Below are 15,147 nucleotides of genomic sequence, written 5' to 3' on the forward strand. Positions count from 1 at the left end.
CCCATCATGCCTGGTGGGCTCTAGCGCTTCGCCTTCCACTCGTCTTCGAGCATCGCGAAGACGAGCTCGTCGGTCCATTCGCCCTTGACGACCTCGTTCTCGCGCAGATGCGCTTCCTTGCGCATGCCGAGGCGCTCCATCAGCGCGGCCGACGCGGTGTTGCGTCCGTCACAGCGGCCGATGATCCGGTGCAGGCCCAGCTCTTCGAAGCCGAGCCGCAGCAGCTCGGTGGCGGCCTCGGCGGCGTATCCCTTGCCGTGGTGATCGGGATGGAAGACGAACCCGATCTCGCCCTGCCGGTGCTCGCTGCTGAGGTATTCGAGGTTCAGGTCGCCGATCAGCTGCCCGGTCTCGGTCAGCTCCACGGCCACGGCGAGCAGCTGGCCTTCCTTCGACAGGCTGCTGCTGTGCACCCGTTTGGCGAGCGCGGCGGCGGATTCGGCCCGGCTGCGCGGGCCCCAGTAGAGGTAGCGGGCGACGTCGGCGCGGGACTGGAAGGAGTTGAGTTCGTCGAGATCCGCGGAGGTGAAGGCGCGGAGGGTCAGTCGCTGGGTGATGATCGGGAAATCGGGCCTCAGCATGGCGTCAGGCTATCCAGTCGGCGGGGTTCCCGGGGCGGGACTGCGGCGGACGGTCTTCTGGAGCGCCGGGTGGCACACCCCGGAAATAGGGGTACCCCCGAGGCGGCTCCCGGACGCCGGGAATCGGCGTCCGGGCCCGAGCCGGACCGGTGCTCGGGAACCTCGGGGGCCCGGTGACTGCCTGGTATTCGCTATCAGGCATCACGCGAAGCAGAGACGACGAGCCGAAGGTGGCTCCAACTTGCGTTGTATCGCTGCTCTGAAGTCCTACGCGTGGGGTCCGCTAGCGGACAGCCACCTCACGAGTCCTGTTGGAATACAACTTTGGACCACCTCCTCTCTCGTGTACCGCCACGCTATGCGAGGAGTTCGGGGTCCTGCAACAAGATTTCGTCGATCTCGGTCAGCAGGACGGATTTGTCCGCCGAGGGCAGAAAAGAGGCTTCCACGGCGTTCTTCGCGAACAGGGCGATTTCGGCCGCCGTCAGCCCGAGGGTTTCGGCCACCGCCACGTACTCGCCGTCGAGGGTGGCGCCGAACATCGGCGGATCGTCGGTGTTGAGCGTGACCGTCACGCCATGGTCGAGCAGGCGCCGCACGGGATGCGCCGCGATCGAGGAGAACTGCCCGGTCCGCAGATTCGACGTGGGGCAGACCTCCAGCGGGATCCGTTGCACGGCAAGGTATTCCAGTAGCGCCGGATCGGTGTGCGCGCCGACGCCGTGCCCGATCCGCTCGGCGCCGAGATCGTGCACCGCAGACCAGACGGTGGCGGGCCCGGTGGTCTCGCCCGCGTGCGGGACGCTGTGCAGCCCCGCCTCCCTGGCCGTGGTGAAGAACGGGGCGAACTGCGCGCGGCCGACACCGACCTCGGGGCCGCCGAGCCCGAAGGACACCAGCCCTTCGGGGCGTTCGCGGAGCGCGAACACGACCGTCTCGCGGCCGGCGACGACCCCTTTCTCGCCGGGAATGTCGAAGCACCAGGCCAGTTCCACCCCGTGGTCGGCCCGTGCCGCCGCCCGTCCGGTGGCGAGGCCGGTGAGGAGATCGTCGGACGGCATGCCGTCGAGCACGTGGTTGTACGGCGTCACGGTCACCTCGGCGTAGCGGGCGTTCTGCGCGGCCAGATCGGCCGCCAGGCCGATGATGAGGGTGTGGATGTCGCGGGCGTCGCGCACCAGCGACGTCACCGCCAGGTAGTTGCGGAGGAAATGCGGGAAATCGCGGAAGGTGAAGAACTCGGCGAGTGCGGACGGCTCCGTCGGCACTCCCGCGGACGGGCGGCGGCGGGCCAGTTCCAGCACCGTGGGCAGGCTCGCCGAGCCGACGAGATGGACGTGGAGTTCGACCTTGGGCAGGGCGTGCACGAACGCGCGCAGCGCCGTGCCCGTGAGGATTCCGGGCATGACAAAGCTCCCTGGGAGAAGTGAAAGGTGACGTGCGGAGGGAGCGGGCGGCTCAGGGAGCGAGGTCGCCGCGTTCGGTGTCGGCCCCGTAGAGCGGGAGCTTGAACAGCGTCACGACGCCAGCTTACCGGTCCGGGCGGGGTCCGGGCTGGCAATTCGGGCAGAACCAGGTCGGGCGCTGCTGGTGGCCGGTGCCCTGCTGGAGTACCTCCACCTTGCCGCCACAGCGGAAGCAGCCCTGTCTCGTCCGCTCGTAGACCCACTGGCGCCGGCCGCGGCGCGGGTCTCCGGTGGTGATCTGCTCATGTCGCCAGGCGTTGGCCACCAGTAGTTTCCGCCCGAGCGCGACCGCCTTCGCGGTGTCCACTTCGGACACCGGGGTCCACGGGGAGACCTTGAGCAGGAAGCAGATCTCCACCTTGTACAGGTTCCCGATCCCCGCCATGATCCGCTGATCCAGCAGGGCGTCGCCGAGTTCGCGATCCGGGTCCGCGGCCAACGCGGTGGCGGCCCGCTCCGCGAGCTCGTCCGTCCATTGTGGATCGAGAAGATCGGGGCCGAGGTGGCCGACCAGGCGGTCTTCCTCGCCCGTGGGCACGAGTTCGAGGTCGTGCACGCGGAAGCCGATCGCCTGCAGCTCTTCGGTGGCCAGGATGACCCGCGCCTGATGCGCCGGATGCCGCCAGCGCGCGCCGGCCCGGTAGACGTCCCACGTGCCGTCCATCCGCAGATGACTGTGCAGGGTGAGGTCGCCGGAGAGGCGGGTCAGCAGATGCTTGCCGACCGTGCCGACGCCGAGCACGTCCCGTCCGGCGAGATCCGCCGTGGCCAGCTGGGGGACCCGGAACTCGCCGCGCAGCAAGGTCTTGCCCGCCAACGCCTTCTCGAGGACCTTGCCGGCGAGGAAGACGGTGTCGCCTTCGGGCATCGGAGGTCAGCCCGTGCCGGTGTCGCTCAGCTTGGCGGGCGCCTCGGTGGTCTCGGGCTCTTCTTCGCCGCGGACGCGATGCCGCCCGGCCCGGCTCGAACGCAGGACCTTCGCCAGCACCATGTTGAAGGTGAGCGCGATCTCCTGCGCGCCGGGTGAGTGCCACTCGTGGATCGGGCTGCACGCGCCCTGCGCCTGCTGCACGGCGAGCCGGTCCGGGATGGCCGTCGGCATCACCAGCGGGCCGAAGTTCTCCCGCAGCTCGGCCACGCGGAACTGATGCTCGTACGAGCGCACGCGGAGCTTGTTGACCACGACACCGATCGGCCGCAGCCCCGGGTTCTGCTCCTCGCGGATCTTCTCGATCGCGTCGAGCGCGCGGCGCGCGCCGGAGACGGCGTACATCGTCGGCTCGGTGACGATGAGGGCGCTGTCCGCGGCCACCAGGGCGGAGCGGGTCAGCCTGCCGAGCGACGGCGGGCAGTCGAGGATCACCAGTTCGTAGGGTTCCTCGCGCAGCGGGTTCGTGTGCAGCTCGTCGAGCGCGCGGGAGAGGTTCTCCAGGCGGCGGCTGTCGGCGTCGGGCTCGTTGAGCATCTCCAGCTCTTCGGCGCCGACGAGGACGTCGATCTGGTCGCTCCACACGCTGGGCGCGATCGCGCGTTCGAGCACCGAGCGCACCGGCGTCTCGAGGACGTCGGCCAGCGTGCGATCGGTGAAGGGCGGGTCCAGCGAGGTGGTGGCGTTGCCCTGCGGGTCGAGGTCGGCCACGAGAGTCCGGGCGCCCCTACGCAGCGCGGCGGACGCGACACCGAGGGCGACCGTCGTTTTACCGACGCCACCCTTCAGGCTGAGAACAGCGACCGTGTGCACTCGATACAGCCTACGGGCAGTCGGCGGGGTGGCCCCTTGGCAAGGTGTCGAACACCGCATCGGACTACACCCGGCGGGCCGGCGAAGGCGGGCATTACCCTGTGCGTTTATGAAGACGGACACCGTGGCCACGCGGGGATCGGGGGCGGTTCGCCGGGTTCTCGAAGCAGAACTCCGGGCCGCACGGGCGCGAGGCGCACAACAGCCGCACGTCGTCGACGTCGGCGGCGGCAGCGGCGGCTGGGCGGTGCCGCTGGCCTCGGCAGGCTGCCTGGTGACCGTGGTCGAACCGAACCCCAACGCGCTGGCGACCCTGCGCCGCCGCGCCGAAGAAGAGGGCGTCTCCGGAAGCATCACGGTGATCGCCGACGACTCCGACGCGCTCGGAGCCCACGTCGCCGCCGGATCGGCCGACCTCGTCCTCGCGCACGGCCTGCTCGAAGTCGTCGACGACCCGGCGCTCGTGCTCGCCGCGCTGGCCGCGGCGGTGTGCCCCGGTGGCGCCGTGTCGGTGCTGGTGGCGAACCGGCACGCCGCGATCCTGCAGCGCGCGCTGGCCGGACGCCTCGGGGAGGCGCGGGAGCTGCTCGCGGCCGAAAGCGGCGTGCTCGGCGGCGGCCGGGAGACCGTGCTGCGGCGGTTCGACGCCGAGGCCCTGCGCGCCCAGCTGATCGAGGTCGGCCTCGAGGTGACCTCGCTGCAGGGCGACGGCGTCGTGGCGGACTTCGTGCCCGGCGGGGTGCGGGAAGAGGACCTGGCCGAGTTCGAGCTGGCGGCGGCGTCGGTTCCGCCGCTGCGGGACATCGCCAGCCGTCTGCACCTGCTGGCGCGCCGCCCCTGACCCTCGTGAGTGGTAAGGACGGTTCTAACCGTCCTCGCCACTCACGAGACTGTCGGTGGTCCGGGCTAGCGTCTGCCCGTGGGACGAAACGCTGAACTGCCCGGCGGGATGGCCCGCTACCGCGTGACGACCGGGGCCACCACCTGGCCCGACGACACCGGCTGCGGCCTGCTGCACGTCGACATGGACGCCTTCTTCGTGTCGTGCGAGCTGCGCACCCGCCCGGAGCTGACGGGCAAGCCGGTGGTCGTCTCCGGTGGCGGCCCGAGGTCGGTCGTCGCGGCCGCGAGCTACGCGGCGCGCGAATTCGGCGTCCGGTCGGCCATGCCGTTCTCGACGGCCAAACGGCTCTGCCCGCAGCTGATCTGCATCACCCCGACCCCGGGGCTCTACGGCGAGGTGTCCAAAGGGGTCATGGGGATCTTCCACGAGCTGACGCCGCTGGTGGAGCCGCTGAGCCTGGACGAGGCCTTCCTGGACGTCAGCGGGGCGCTCAAACGGCTGGACTCCTCGCCCGCGCGGCTGGGCGCCTGGATCCGGGAGCGGGTGGCCGCCGACTTCGGGATCAGCTGCTCGGTCGGCGTCGCGAAGGTCAAGTTCGTCGCGAAGCTGGCGTCCGGGATGGCGAAACCGGACGGCATGGTCGTCGTCCCGGCGGCCGAGACGCTCGCGTTCCTGCACCCGCTGCCCGTCTCGGCGCTGTGGGGCGTCGGCAAGCGCACCGAGGAGCAGCTGCGGCAGCAGGGCCTCGACACCATCGCCGACGTCGCGGCCGCCCCACTGTCCAGGCTGAGGCGGTCGCTCGGGCGGGCGCTGGGGGAGCATCTGTACGCGCTCGCGAACGGGCACGACGACCGCAAGGTCGTCCCGGAGTCGCCGGACAAGTCGATCGGCGCCGAAGTGACCTTCGACGTCGACCTCCACGACCGCTCGGCACTCGGGCTGGAACTGCTCCGGCTGTCCGAACGCGTCGCCGCCACCCTGCGCCGCCGAGGGCTTCGGGGGCGGACGGTGTCGATCAAGGTCCGGTTCGCCGACTTCAAGACCATCACCCGCGCGAGGACAACCGCCGTCCCGGTGGATGTGGCCCGCGACATCCACCGCACGGCCGTCGAGCTCCTCGCCGAGCACGCGCCGACGGGCGCGGTCCGCCTGATCGGCGTAAGAGTCGAGGGGTTGGACACGGAGAGTAGCGGAGAGCAACTGCTTTTCGCCTCCGCCGAACCCCGTTGGCGGGATGCGGAAGTCGCCGCCGACGTCGCGAGGTCGAAGTTCGGTGCCGCCGCGGTGCGGCCCGCGTCACTGCTGACCCCCCGTGACCAGTGACATCGCCCGCTCGGTCGTCTTCGAGAGAGCCGAGTCGGGTGGTTTCGGCCAATTCGATCCCTTCTGGATACGGGATCGGGTAGTCGGACGAGCGCGGGGCTCGTATCCTGGACAGAGACACCCCGCCTGGGGTTGTCTGTTGGGTCCATGACGTTGCGCGGCCCGGCGCCCGCGACAGCTGTGCCGGAGGAGGAAAGATGCCACTCTCCGAGCATGAGCAGCGGCTGCTCGATCAGATCGAGCGCGAGCTCTATGCCGAGGACCCCAAGTTCGCATCCACGGTGCGAGGCACCCGGTTGCGCCGCCCCGCCCGCCGACGGCGTTTGCAGGGCATCGCCCTGTTCGTAGTGGGCGTCGCACTGTTGGTGCTCGGCGTGGTGGTCAACATCCGGGTGGCCGAGATCCCAGTGATCAGCGTGCTCGGGTTCCTCGTGATGTTCTTCGGAGTCATGATGGCCGTCACATCGATTCGGCAAGGAGCCGAAGCGGAAGGCGGCAAGGACAGCGGTGGCCCGGGTGGCGGCGGAGGTGGCGGCGGCAAGCCGTCCACGCGCCGGAGCTCGTTCACCCAACGCATGGAAGAGCGCTTCCGCCAGCGCTTCGAGGAGCAATAGCTCTCACACACGCGAACATGCCGACGGGGCGCCGCCTTGTCGGCATGTTCGCGTTGTCATGTCGCGGTCAAGCGCTGATCCCTCGTGAGTGGCAAGGACGGTTCTAACCGTCCTTGCCACTCACGAGCGCTACTTGCCTCGCCGCAGTGAACGCGGGAACAGACGGCCCTTCCACGACATCGGCGCGTTCCGCTTCAGGCTCTTGCGGACCTCGTCGAAGGCCGGGCCCAGCGTCTCGTCGTCGGCCGGCTTGTCCGAGTACCAGGACCGCTCCACGACACCGATGACCGTCCGCAGACCGGTGCGGCCCTCCTCGTCCAGCCGGTGCTTCTCGACGACCTTCCGGCCCGCGACGCGCACCGTGTCGCCGCCGGACAGCGGCAGGCCGCGGTCCGCGCACTCGTCCATCAGCTCGCGCCACGCCGCGTCGGCCGCGGCGGGGGAGCGGGACGCGATCTTCTGCAGCCGCAGCCGTCGTTTGATCTCCCGGATCGCCGTCGGCGTGCCGAGCACGCCGAGGACGAGCACCAGCGCCAGCGCGAACCACCACGACACCCACGCGGCCAGGAAGGCGAACGCCGCCACCCACAGCGCGATCGCGATCAGCGGCAGCCAGTTCGTCACGTTCTGGTTGCCGAGGAACCCGGGTTCCGGCGCGGACGGGTCCCTGGACGCGGACGGCCGCATCAGCGCCCGGTATCGCAACCGCGACCGCACGATCGCGACCACGGTCAGCGCGGCCGCCAGCCCGCCGAGGATCCCGGCGAGGATCGCGGGCCACAGCGGTTCTTCCTCCTGCTGGCCCTGGCCGCCGTCGGCACCGAGGTCCTCGCCCTGGTCGCGGGGGGTGCCGGTGGCGGGGGCGCTCGACGCGGGCGCGCTCGGCACCTCCTGGGTGTCGTTGGTCGTGGAGCTGCCGGCGTCGTTCTGCAGGTACGGCGGGACGACCGCGCGGCCGTCGACCAGCGGGGTCGGGTCGAAGCTGACCCAGCCCTTCGTCTGGAAGTAGACCTCGACCCACGCGTGCGCGTCCTCGGAGCTGATCGAGACGTGATCGCCCTTCGGCGTCCCGGAGGTGAAGCCGATGGCGACCCGCGACGGGATGCCGACCGATCGCAGCATCACGGCCATCGCGGACGCGAACTGCTCGCAGAATCCGCGTTTGCCGTTGAGGACGAAGTCGGCGAGCGCGTCGGAGTCGGTGGCGTCGGCGGTCTTGGTGTCGTACACGAAGCCGTTCTGCGCGGTGAAGAACGACCAGATCGCCTGCGCCTTGTCGAAGTTGTTGGTCTCGTTCTCCGTCAGCTGCCTTGCCTTCGCGGCGACCCGGGGATCGACGCGGTCGACCTGCGTGAACTGCTGCGGCACCTCGGCCAGGCGGGCGTCGTCGAGCCGGAGTTCGTCCTTCGAGGGTTCCTTGATGGACGCGGTCTCGGTGTAGGCGGGGGCGCTCTGCTTGGTCGTGGTGAACACGGCGCCGCCGACCGGGTCGTACAGCCAGTTGTCGGCCAGCCCGTTGAGCGCTCTCGGCGCGCCGTAGATCGGCAGCCAGTTGTCGACCCAGTTCGTCGGCTCGATCCGGATCTCGCGCCCGGGCCCGGCACCGTCGTCACCCGGAGCGGGCGGAAGCCCCTTGTTGGCCTGCACGCCCTGCTGGGCGCGGCCGTTCTGCGCCAGCCCCCAGCCCTTGTTCGGGGTGTAGGTGTCCAGCGTGAACGCGCGCAGCAGCCGCTTGTCCGCGCCCAGCCCGTAGACCTTGAACAGCTCCACGTTCTCGCCCTGGTCGAGCAGGCCACGCAGCTGGGTGAACGGTTCGACGCCGAAGCCGCCCGCGCCACCGCGGCCCGAACCCTGGCCGCCGGGGAGGCTGCCGACGGTGCCGACACCGGTGACGGCGGTGCCGATCACCAGGCCCATCGCGATCGCGGCGGCCACCACGCCGACGGGGGCCGACAACGTGCTCGCCGAGTTGCCCAGACCGGGCGCGTCCCGGTTGCGCCAGCGGCGATGCCGGTGGTTGCCGTCGACCGCGAGCAGCCCGGCGAACGCGGCCGCGCCGAGCAGGAACGTCCACCACGGCAGCATCTCCTCGGCCAGCGCGGCCGGGACGGCGTACACGCACAGCAGGACCAGGCCGGTCGCGGCGGGCGCGGCGGCGGCCACGGCCAGCGTGTCGACCAGGACCGCGACCAGGCCGATCGCGATGGTGATCAGGCACAGGATCGGCGGGGTGCCCTCCACCGGGGGCAGGCCGACGCGGATCTGCTCGGCCGCGGCGGCGAGGACACCGCGCAGTTCTTCGAGCGCGTCCGGGCCGGGGAAGATCTTCAGGAACCCGCTGGTGGTGAACGCCCCGGTGATCAGGAACAGCAGCACCAGCAGCTGCGCCAGGCCGACGACGATGGTCGGCGCGCGCAGCGAGCGCAGGGCGAGGCCGGTCGAGGCGATCAGCACGACGGCGACCATCAGGTAGCCGAACCACGCCCAGCCGGAGACCACGCCGGTCAGCGAGGTCGAGGCGAACAGCGTGGCGAGCCCGGCGGCGACCGGTGCGAGAACGCTGCTCGTCCAGACGGGCGGCGGGGCGGCGGGACGCGGCTTCGGGGTGTGCTGCAGGGGTGGCGCGGTCGCGGTCACAGGCCGCCTCCGATCAGCGTGCCCCGGCGGGTGGCCGTCTGGCAGAGCTCGGCCCAGACCTGTGGCATGGGCGACCCGGGACCGGCGACGACGACGCCCCAGCCCGCGGCGCGCAGCAGCGCCACCGATTCCTCGGTGGCGGCGGCGCGGTTTTCGGGCCGGTTGACGCCGGACGACCAGCCGGGGGTGTCGAGCAGCACGGCGAGGCTCCGGATCCCGCGCGGGCGGTATCGGGACAGCTCGTGCACGGATTCGTTGCTGACGGTGCCGAGCACCGCGATCAGCTCCTGACCCTCGGCCGGGTCGTGGCCGAGGGTGATGTCGCGCTGGTGCGCGGGCTGGAGCGCGGCGAGCACGTCGAGCACGACGTTGTCGTAGTGCTCGCCACCCTCGCCGGGGGTGTCGGCCAGGGTCTGGCCGTGTTCGGTGATCAGCCGGACCCGGTGCCCGGAACGCCGCAGGTGCAGAGACACCGAAGCGGTGAACGAGACGGCCCATTCGAGGCTCGCCGCGGGGCCGGTGCCGTGGTGCGCCGCCGCGCGGTGGTCCAGCAGCACGGTGGTGCCGCCGCGCCACGGCCGTTCCTCGACGCGGACCATGATCTCGTCGCGGCGGGCGGTCGACCGCCAGTGGACCTTCCGCAGGTCGTCGCCCTGCCGGTACTGCCGGACGATCACGTCCGACTCGCCCTGCCCGGCGTGCAGGCGGATGCTGCCGTCGTCGCCCGCGCCGATCCCGGCGCCGCTGGGCAGGCCCCACAGGCCGACCACCTTCGGCACCACGACCAGCCGGGAATGCCCGATCAGCTCACGTTCGAACTCGCACAGCCCGAACGGGTCGGTGATCGTCGCCCGCAGCGGGCCGACCTGCTGGATCCCGCGCAGCACCGGCTGCAGTGGATACCGCAGCGCGACCCGGCGGTCGTGGGGGAGACGTTCGACGACGAACCGCGGCCGCGAACCCAGCGCGTAGGGCACGCCGTCTTCGAGCAGCACCTCGCCGGCCGGGAGCCTCCCGTTGCGCCAGAGTTCGAGCTGGACCTCGCCCGGCGAGCCGACCGAGACCCGCTCCGGGCGCAGCGACCGGGCCGCGCCCAGCCGCAGCCGGGTCGCCGAGATGAAGAAGGCGACCAGCAGCGGCAGGGCGATCACGAACACCGCGACCCGCAGCAGATCCCGTTCGTTGAGCACGAACGAGCACGCCGCCGCGGCGACGCCGGCGGCGAGGAGGCAGCGGCCGCGTGTGGTCAGGCCGGACAGAGCACGCAGCATGCGCCTTTTCCCTTGTCAGCGGTGGTTCGAGCCCTGCGGGACGGGAACGCGGTGCAGGATCGCGCGGACCACGTCGGTGGCCGACCGGCGGGCGGCGTGCGCCTCGGTGGTGAGCACCATGCGGTGGGCCAGCACCGGGACCGCGACCGTGTGCAGATCGTCCGGGACGACGAACTCGCGGCCGGAGAGCGCGGCCTGCGCGCGGGCGGCGCGGACCAGCTGCAGGGTCGCCCGCGGCGAGGCGCCGAGACGGATCTCCGGCACCTGACGGGTCGCGGCGACCAGATCGACGGCGTACCGGCGGATCTCCGGCGACATGTGCACCGAGCGCACCGTCTCGATCAGCCGCTGCACCGACTCACGGTCGGAAACGGGCTCGAGATCGGCCAGCGGGTTGTGCCCGGCGTGCTCGTCGACCATGGCCAGCTCGGCCTGCTGGTCGGGGTAGCCGATGGACACCCGCGCGGTGAACCGGTCCCGCTGGGCCTCGGGCAGCGCGTAGGTGCCCTCCATCTCGATGGGGTTCTGGGTGGCGATCACCATGAACGGCTCTTCGAGGTGGTACGTCGAGGTGTCGACGGTGACCTGGTGCTCTTCCATGCATTCGAGCAGGGCCGACTGCGTCTTCGGCGAGGCGCGGTTGATCTCGTCGCCGACCACGATGTTCGCGAACACCGGGCCGGGACGGAACTCGAACTCGCCGCTCTGCCGGTTGTAGATGGACACCCCGGTGACGTCGCTTGGCAACAGGTCGGGGGTGAACTGGATCCGGCTGACGGTGCAGTCGATCGAGCGGGCCAGCGCCTTCGCCAGCGAGGTCTTGCCGACCCCGGGGACGTCTTCGACGAGGAGGTGGCCTTCGGCGAGCAGGGTCACGAGCGCGATGCGGATGACGTCGGGTTTGCCGACCAGTACCCGCTCCACGTTGGCGGCGATCCGCCGCGCGGTCTCGTGCAGTTCGTCCAGCGATGCTCTGGCATCACGGCCGTTCTGCCGACCGCTGACCGAGCCGGCGCCCGTGGGGTACGGCGCTTGCCCGGTTGCCTGCTCGCCCTGGTGTTCGCCGGGCGTCGCAGACTGGATTCTCGACGTCACTCGACCTCCTGATGCCGCGTGGCTGGATTTCCGCTGGGTCCTCTGCCGGACCGTTCAGTCCCCCGGGCAGCGGTCAGCCTCCCACGAAGTGTGTCAAACTCGGGCGAACTCGTGGGGGGAACCCCGCCAACCCCAGTCGATGACTCTGTGCAACCAGAGACCTTACCTCGATCGGGTGAGTTGAGCGCGTTTTCAGGTGCTCCCGCTGACACCTTGTTTTGTCGTATGCTCCGGTGCGAGGTCGCTCGACTACGGAGAGGCGTAATCGCTTATGAGCGAGGTGAGTACCGCCAAGCCCCGGTTCGATCTGAGCGGGTTCGCGGTCGCGCCGGAGCTGGCCGCCGACGCCCACGCGAAGATCTCCGCCCTGCAAGACGTGGTCGGCCAGATGGTCCGCGAGGCCAAGGTGCTCGGCCGCACGGTTCCCCTCGGCGGGGGATACGCGGACGAGGTCGGCAAGTTCATGGCGCAGTACGGGATCGGCGCCGAGGGGTCCGCGGTCGAGGCGCTCACGGCGTTCGGCAAGGAACTCGAGGCGCTCAAGAACCGGATCGAGAAGGCCCTGGCGAAGTACACCCGGCAGGATGAACAAGCGGCGGCGGACGTGGACTGTGTCGGCGGCTGATCCCATGCGCTCCCGCCTTGCCGGTCTCGGCTTCCTCGTCGTCCTCACAGTGTCCGCCTGCGGGCAAGGGGCCGCGGGCCAGGCGCGGGTTCCCGCCGCGGACGGCCCGGCGCCCGCCCCTTCGTCGTCGGCGCCCGCGCCGGATCGCGGCGTCGATCCGTGCGCGCTGCTCGGGCCGCAGGACCGGTCGACGGCCGGGTTGAACGTGCTCGGCGTCGCGAAGGAGATCAACGGTGCCCGCGCCTGCGACTGGACGGTGCCCGCGACCTTCGGCGTCACCATCACCGTGGACGAGCGCAACGGACTGAAGGATCTCGAGGTCGCGCGCAAGACCGCCACCAAGACCAAGGTCGGCGGCCGGGACGCGCTCAAGGTCGCCGACAAGAAGGCCGCCGACGGGACCTGCGCGGTCCTGCTCGGCATGGGGGAGAAGGCGAGCGTCCAGATCGACGTGAGCAACACGAACTTCACCGACACCCCGCTCGCCTGCGAGCGGGCGGTGACGGTGGCGGGATTGGCCGAACCCAAACTGCCTTAGGAGAAGGTGCCGTGCCTGAAGGAGAGACGCCGGGACGCGAGGTCCCGGTCGCGGCCACGCGATACGAGGCGTACAGCCACGAAGCGCTGGCCGCCGAGGTCGAAGCGGGCAACGATCCCGAGGCTGCGGGCGGTATCGGCGCCGGCTGGGACGCGCTCGCGCGGCGTATGCAGGACGCGACGGCCGAACTGGCCGGGCTGGTCGGCAGCAGCGAAGAGAACTGGCGCGGCGAAGCGGGCGACGCGCTCCGCGGCGTGCTGGCCACCGCGTCCGGCTGGCTGACCTGGTCCGCGGACCTCTCGTCCTCGCTCGGGAAGGCCGTGTCCGGACAGGCCGAGGCGGCGGCGCGGGCCCGCGCCGACATGCCGCCGCCGGTGGACTACGACCCCGGCGCGATGATCCGCGGCGCCGCGGCGGGCGGGAACCTCGCGCTCCTGGCCGCGCTCGCCGACGAGATGGAGGCCAAGCACGCGGAAGCCGAAGAGGCCCGCCGCAAGGCCGTCGACGTCATGAACACCCGCGATGCCTCACTGCGTTCGCTGACCCCACGGGTCTCCTTCGGGAAACCGCCCGAGCTGGGGCGGTCTTGATCCGCGTTTCCGCGTCGGCGTTCGACGTCCTCTGGTCCGATCTGGGACACGCGGCCCCGCCGTGGCCGCTGTCCGTGCGCAGCGTCGGCGTCACCGAAGCGGAACGCGCCGAGATCCGCGCCGCGGTCTACGAAAACCTCGCCGAACGAGGCCTCTACGACGGGGACCGGCTCGACGCCGCCCTGGAAGCGCGGCTGGACCTGCTCGCGCGCGCCGAGGTCTACGTCGAATGCGAGGCGCTGGCCGACATGACGGCCCAGGCCCCGTTCCGCGCGGTCGCGGCCGCGCGGGGGCGGCACGGCGTGCTGGCCACGCAGCCGGAACAGACCATCGCGCTGTCCGGGATCACCGATGGCGAGGTGTTCGCCGCGATCGTCGACGTCCTGCCCGAACTGCGGCCCGGCCCCGGTTACGGCATCAGCCTGCCCGCGGCGCGCTTCGGCGAAGACCTGCAGGACCCGGTGTTCGGCGACGGCGGGCGATCGTCGGCTTCGGACAGTCAGCTGCGCGAGGTGCTCGCGATCCAGGCTCGGCCCGTCTACAGCGCGGGCCAGTTCACCGTGCGGACCCGCGGCCGCGACGGCCGGGCGCACCGGGCGGGCGGGCTGACCTGGTTCGACACCGACGTCGGCGCGTACTGCGCGGCACGCACCGAGGGGCGCGGCGGGCAGGCGTGGGTGAACGTGTCCCCTGTGGACGGTCCCCGGCTGGCCGCGCGACTGGCCTCACTGCTGGACGAGGACCGCTAGGTGCCGGTGAGCGCTGGCGTCGTGAGTGGCGATTCGTGTTCTAACCCGAAGCGCCACTCACGAGGACGGCACGTGTGATCAGACGGACGACACTCGTGTCCGGGCGGACGGCACGTGTCGTCCTCGCCGCTCACCAGGAACGGCCGGTCCTTTGTCGACACGGGTCGTGGGATGACCCGACGTCGTCACCCTCCACAGTGGCCCCACTCGTCCCCACCGGATTCCCCACTTTCACCCCCACTCCGCCCCACAGCAGGGTTCCGGCGGCCGATATCCGGACGTGTCAGGCATGGATGAGGTTGCTTCGATACCCGCCCAGGGGGATCTTGGCCACCGTCCCCCACCGAGCCCCCACCAGGCCCCACCTGGCTGACCAGCGAAAACGCCTGACACGACGGAGTGGTCGCGGCTTTTGACGCGTTGACTGTGGTGAAAAGTGGGGTACGGTGGTGCGCAGTGGGGCAGAAGGGAGCCCCGTGGCCGGGCTTGGTTGTTCGCAGCCAGGATCGGTAGGGAGGTGGAGCCGGTGTTCCTCGGCACCCACACCCCGAAACTGGATGACAAGGGGCGGCTCACGCTGCCCGCGAAGTTCCGCGACGCGCTCGCCGGTGGGCTGATGGTCACCAAGGGACAGGATCACTGTCTCTTCGTCTTTCCCCGGGCCGAGTTCGAGCAGATGGCGAGGAAGGTCGCCGACGCCCCGTTCACGAACGAGGCGGTCCGGGCCTATCAGCGTTATCTCTTCGCCGGGACGGACGAACAACGCCCGGACGGGCAAGGACGTATCGCGATCGCGTCCGAGCTCCGACGCTACGCCGGGCTGAACAAGGAGTGCGTGGTGATCGGGGCGATCACCAGGCTGGAGATCTGGGACGCCCAAGCGTGGCAGGGCTACCTGGACGAACACGAGGACAGCTACGCGAAGGCTCGAGAGGAAGTTCTGCCGGGCGTCTTCTAGACGTGACCGAGGAAGCACCCACGCCGTCGGGGGGCGCGGGTTCACGCTTCGGACACGCCGGGAACCGTCCACACGGATGCCGTGAGGCCTCTGTCCGCTCAGTGGCCCTGGTACA

At 70.8% G+C, this 15,147-nt stretch carries 15 protein-coding genes; 8 read left to right on the forward strand and 7 right to left on the reverse strand.

All coding sequences use genetic code 11. The features are described from left to right. Nucleotides 1-20 precede the first annotated feature (20 nt). The 4 genes from ACFWIW_RS20880 to ACFWIW_RS20895 all read right to left on the reverse strand — a co-directional run bounded on the left by ACFWIW_RS20880 (nt 21) and on the right by ACFWIW_RS20895 (nt 3,788). On the reverse strand, nt 21-581 hold the full coding sequence (locus ACFWIW_RS20880; RefSeq protein WP_378369947.1) for a GNAT family N-acetyltransferase: 561 nt from the start codon (nt 579-581) through the stop codon (nt 21-23). Nucleotides 582-937: 356 nt separating this feature from the next. After that, complete coding sequence (add, locus tag ACFWIW_RS20885; RefSeq protein ID WP_378369948.1) at nt 938-1,987, reverse strand: adenosine deaminase; 1,050 nt, start codon at nt 1,985-1,987, stop codon at nt 938-940. A gap of 124 nt (nt 1,988-2,111) precedes the next feature. After that, the gene (locus ACFWIW_RS20890) at nt 2,112-2,915 is read right to left on the reverse strand and encodes a DNA-formamidopyrimidine glycosylase family protein (protein WP_378369949.1); all 804 of its coding nucleotides are present in this window, start codon (nt 2,913-2,915) and stop codon (nt 2,112-2,114) included. Between the two features lie 6 nt (nt 2,916-2,921). Further along, complete coding sequence (locus ACFWIW_RS20895; protein ID WP_007029346.1) at nt 2,922-3,788, reverse strand: ParA family protein; 867 nt, start codon at nt 3,786-3,788, stop codon at nt 2,922-2,924. Nucleotides 3,789-3,897: 109 nt separating this feature from the next. Between ACFWIW_RS20895 and ACFWIW_RS20900 the strand changes: the two genes are divergently transcribed. The 3 genes from ACFWIW_RS20900 (at nt 3,898) to ACFWIW_RS20910 (ending at nt 6,569) form a co-directional block, all read left to right on the forward strand. Further along, the gene (locus tag ACFWIW_RS20900) at nt 3,898-4,629 is read left to right on the forward strand and encodes a methyltransferase domain-containing protein (RefSeq protein WP_378369950.1); all 732 of its coding nucleotides are present in this window, start codon (nt 3,898-3,900) and stop codon (nt 4,627-4,629) included. Between the two features lie 108 nt (nt 4,630-4,737). Then, entirely contained in the window at nt 4,738-5,955 is a 1,218-nt protein-coding gene (gene dinB / locus ACFWIW_RS20905; protein ID WP_378369994.1) for a DNA polymerase IV, read from the forward strand. A 197-nt stretch (nt 5,956-6,152) separates the two neighbouring features. Then, nucleotides 6,153-6,569, forward strand: coding sequence for a DUF3040 domain-containing protein (locus ACFWIW_RS20910; RefSeq protein WP_240598044.1), 417 nt, complete (start codon nt 6,153-6,155; stop codon nt 6,567-6,569). A 129-nt stretch (nt 6,570-6,698) separates the two neighbouring features. Here ACFWIW_RS20910 and ACFWIW_RS20915 read toward each other — a convergent pair whose 3' ends face one another. From ACFWIW_RS20915 to ACFWIW_RS20925, 3 genes are read right to left on the reverse strand one after another with little or no spacing between them, the layout of a single operon-like run. Next, nucleotides 6,699-9,206, reverse strand: coding sequence for a transglutaminaseTgpA domain-containing protein (locus ACFWIW_RS20915; protein WP_378369951.1), 2,508 nt, complete (start codon nt 9,204-9,206; stop codon nt 6,699-6,701). Further along, nucleotides 9,203-10,477: a DUF58 domain-containing protein gene (locus tag ACFWIW_RS20920; protein ID WP_378369952.1), complete on the reverse strand. Its 1,275-nt coding sequence runs from the start codon at nt 10,475-10,477 to the stop codon at nt 9,203-9,205. Before ACFWIW_RS20920 ends, ACFWIW_RS20915 begins: the two co-directional genes overlap by 4 nt. Nucleotides 10,478-10,492: 15 nt before the next feature. Then, entirely contained in the window at nt 10,493-11,572 is a 1,080-nt protein-coding gene (locus ACFWIW_RS20925; protein ID WP_378369953.1) for an AAA family ATPase, read from the reverse strand. Between the two features lie 271 nt (nt 11,573-11,843). On the opposite strand from ACFWIW_RS20925, the gene ACFWIW_RS20930 reads away from it, so the two are divergent. From ACFWIW_RS20930 to mraZ, 5 genes are all read left to right on the forward strand, one after another. Beyond that, the gene (locus ACFWIW_RS20930) at nt 11,844-12,197 is read left to right on the forward strand and encodes a hypothetical protein (RefSeq protein WP_240598039.1); all 354 of its coding nucleotides are present in this window, start codon (nt 11,844-11,846) and stop codon (nt 12,195-12,197) included. Between the two features lie 4 nt (nt 12,198-12,201). After that, nucleotides 12,202-12,735 carry a DUF3558 family protein gene (locus ACFWIW_RS20935; protein ID WP_378369954.1) on the forward strand — a complete coding sequence of 178 codons (534 nt, stop codon included), beginning with the start codon at nt 12,202-12,204 and terminating at the stop codon, nt 12,733-12,735. A gap of 11 nt (nt 12,736-12,746) precedes the next feature. Next, on the forward strand, nt 12,747-13,325 hold the full coding sequence (locus ACFWIW_RS20940) for a PE-PGRS family protein (RefSeq protein ID WP_378369955.1): 579 nt from the start codon (nt 12,747-12,749) through the stop codon (nt 13,323-13,325). After that, nucleotides 13,322-14,074: an ESX secretion-associated protein EspG gene (locus tag ACFWIW_RS20945; protein ID WP_378369956.1), complete on the forward strand. Its 753-nt coding sequence runs from the start codon at nt 13,322-13,324 to the stop codon at nt 14,072-14,074. The genes ACFWIW_RS20940 and ACFWIW_RS20945 overlap by 4 nt, the downstream gene beginning before the upstream one ends. 526 nt (nt 14,075-14,600) lie before the next feature. Continuing rightward, nucleotides 14,601-15,032: a division/cell wall cluster transcriptional repressor MraZ gene (gene mraZ / locus ACFWIW_RS20950; protein ID WP_005156436.1), complete on the forward strand. Its 432-nt coding sequence runs from the start codon at nt 14,601-14,603 to the stop codon at nt 15,030-15,032. The last annotated feature ends 115 nt before the right edge of the window (nt 15,033-15,147 follow it).

The organism is Amycolatopsis sp. NPDC058340 (assembly GCF_042723975.1).
Classification (GTDB): Bacteria; Actinomycetota; Actinomycetes; order Mycobacteriales; family Pseudonocardiaceae; genus Amycolatopsis.

What these genes read in the sequence shown, in the direction of transcription:
- ACFWIW_RS20880 (WP_378369947.1), bottom strand. Translation starts at nt 581, where the DNA reads ATGCTGAGGCCCGATTTCCCGATCATCACCCAGCGACTGACCCTCCGC.
- add (WP_378369948.1), bottom strand. Translation starts at nt 1,987, where the DNA reads ATGCCCGGAATCCTCACGGGCACGGCGCTGCGCGCGTTCGTGCACGCC.
- ACFWIW_RS20890 (WP_378369949.1), bottom strand. Translation starts at nt 2,915, where the DNA reads ATGCCCGAAGGCGACACCGTCTTCCTCGCCGGCAAGGTCCTCGAGAAG.
- ACFWIW_RS20900 (WP_378369950.1), top strand. Translation starts at nt 3,898, where the DNA reads ATGAAGACGGACACCGTGGCCACGCGGGGATCGGGGGCGGTTCGCCGG.
- dinB (WP_378369994.1), top strand. Translation starts at nt 4,738, where the DNA reads ATGGCCCGCTACCGCGTGACGACCGGGGCCACCACCTGGCCCGACGAC.
- ACFWIW_RS20910 (WP_240598044.1), top strand. Translation starts at nt 6,153, where the DNA reads ATGCCACTCTCCGAGCATGAGCAGCGGCTGCTCGATCAGATCGAGCGC.
- ACFWIW_RS20920 (WP_378369952.1), bottom strand. Translation starts at nt 10,477, where the DNA reads ATGCTGCGTGCTCTGTCCGGCCTGACCACACGCGGCCGCTGCCTCCTC.
- ACFWIW_RS20930 (WP_240598039.1), top strand. Translation starts at nt 11,844, where the DNA reads ATGAGCGAGGTGAGTACCGCCAAGCCCCGGTTCGATCTGAGCGGGTTC.
- ACFWIW_RS20935 (WP_378369954.1), top strand. Translation starts at nt 12,202, where the DNA reads ATGCGCTCCCGCCTTGCCGGTCTCGGCTTCCTCGTCGTCCTCACAGTG.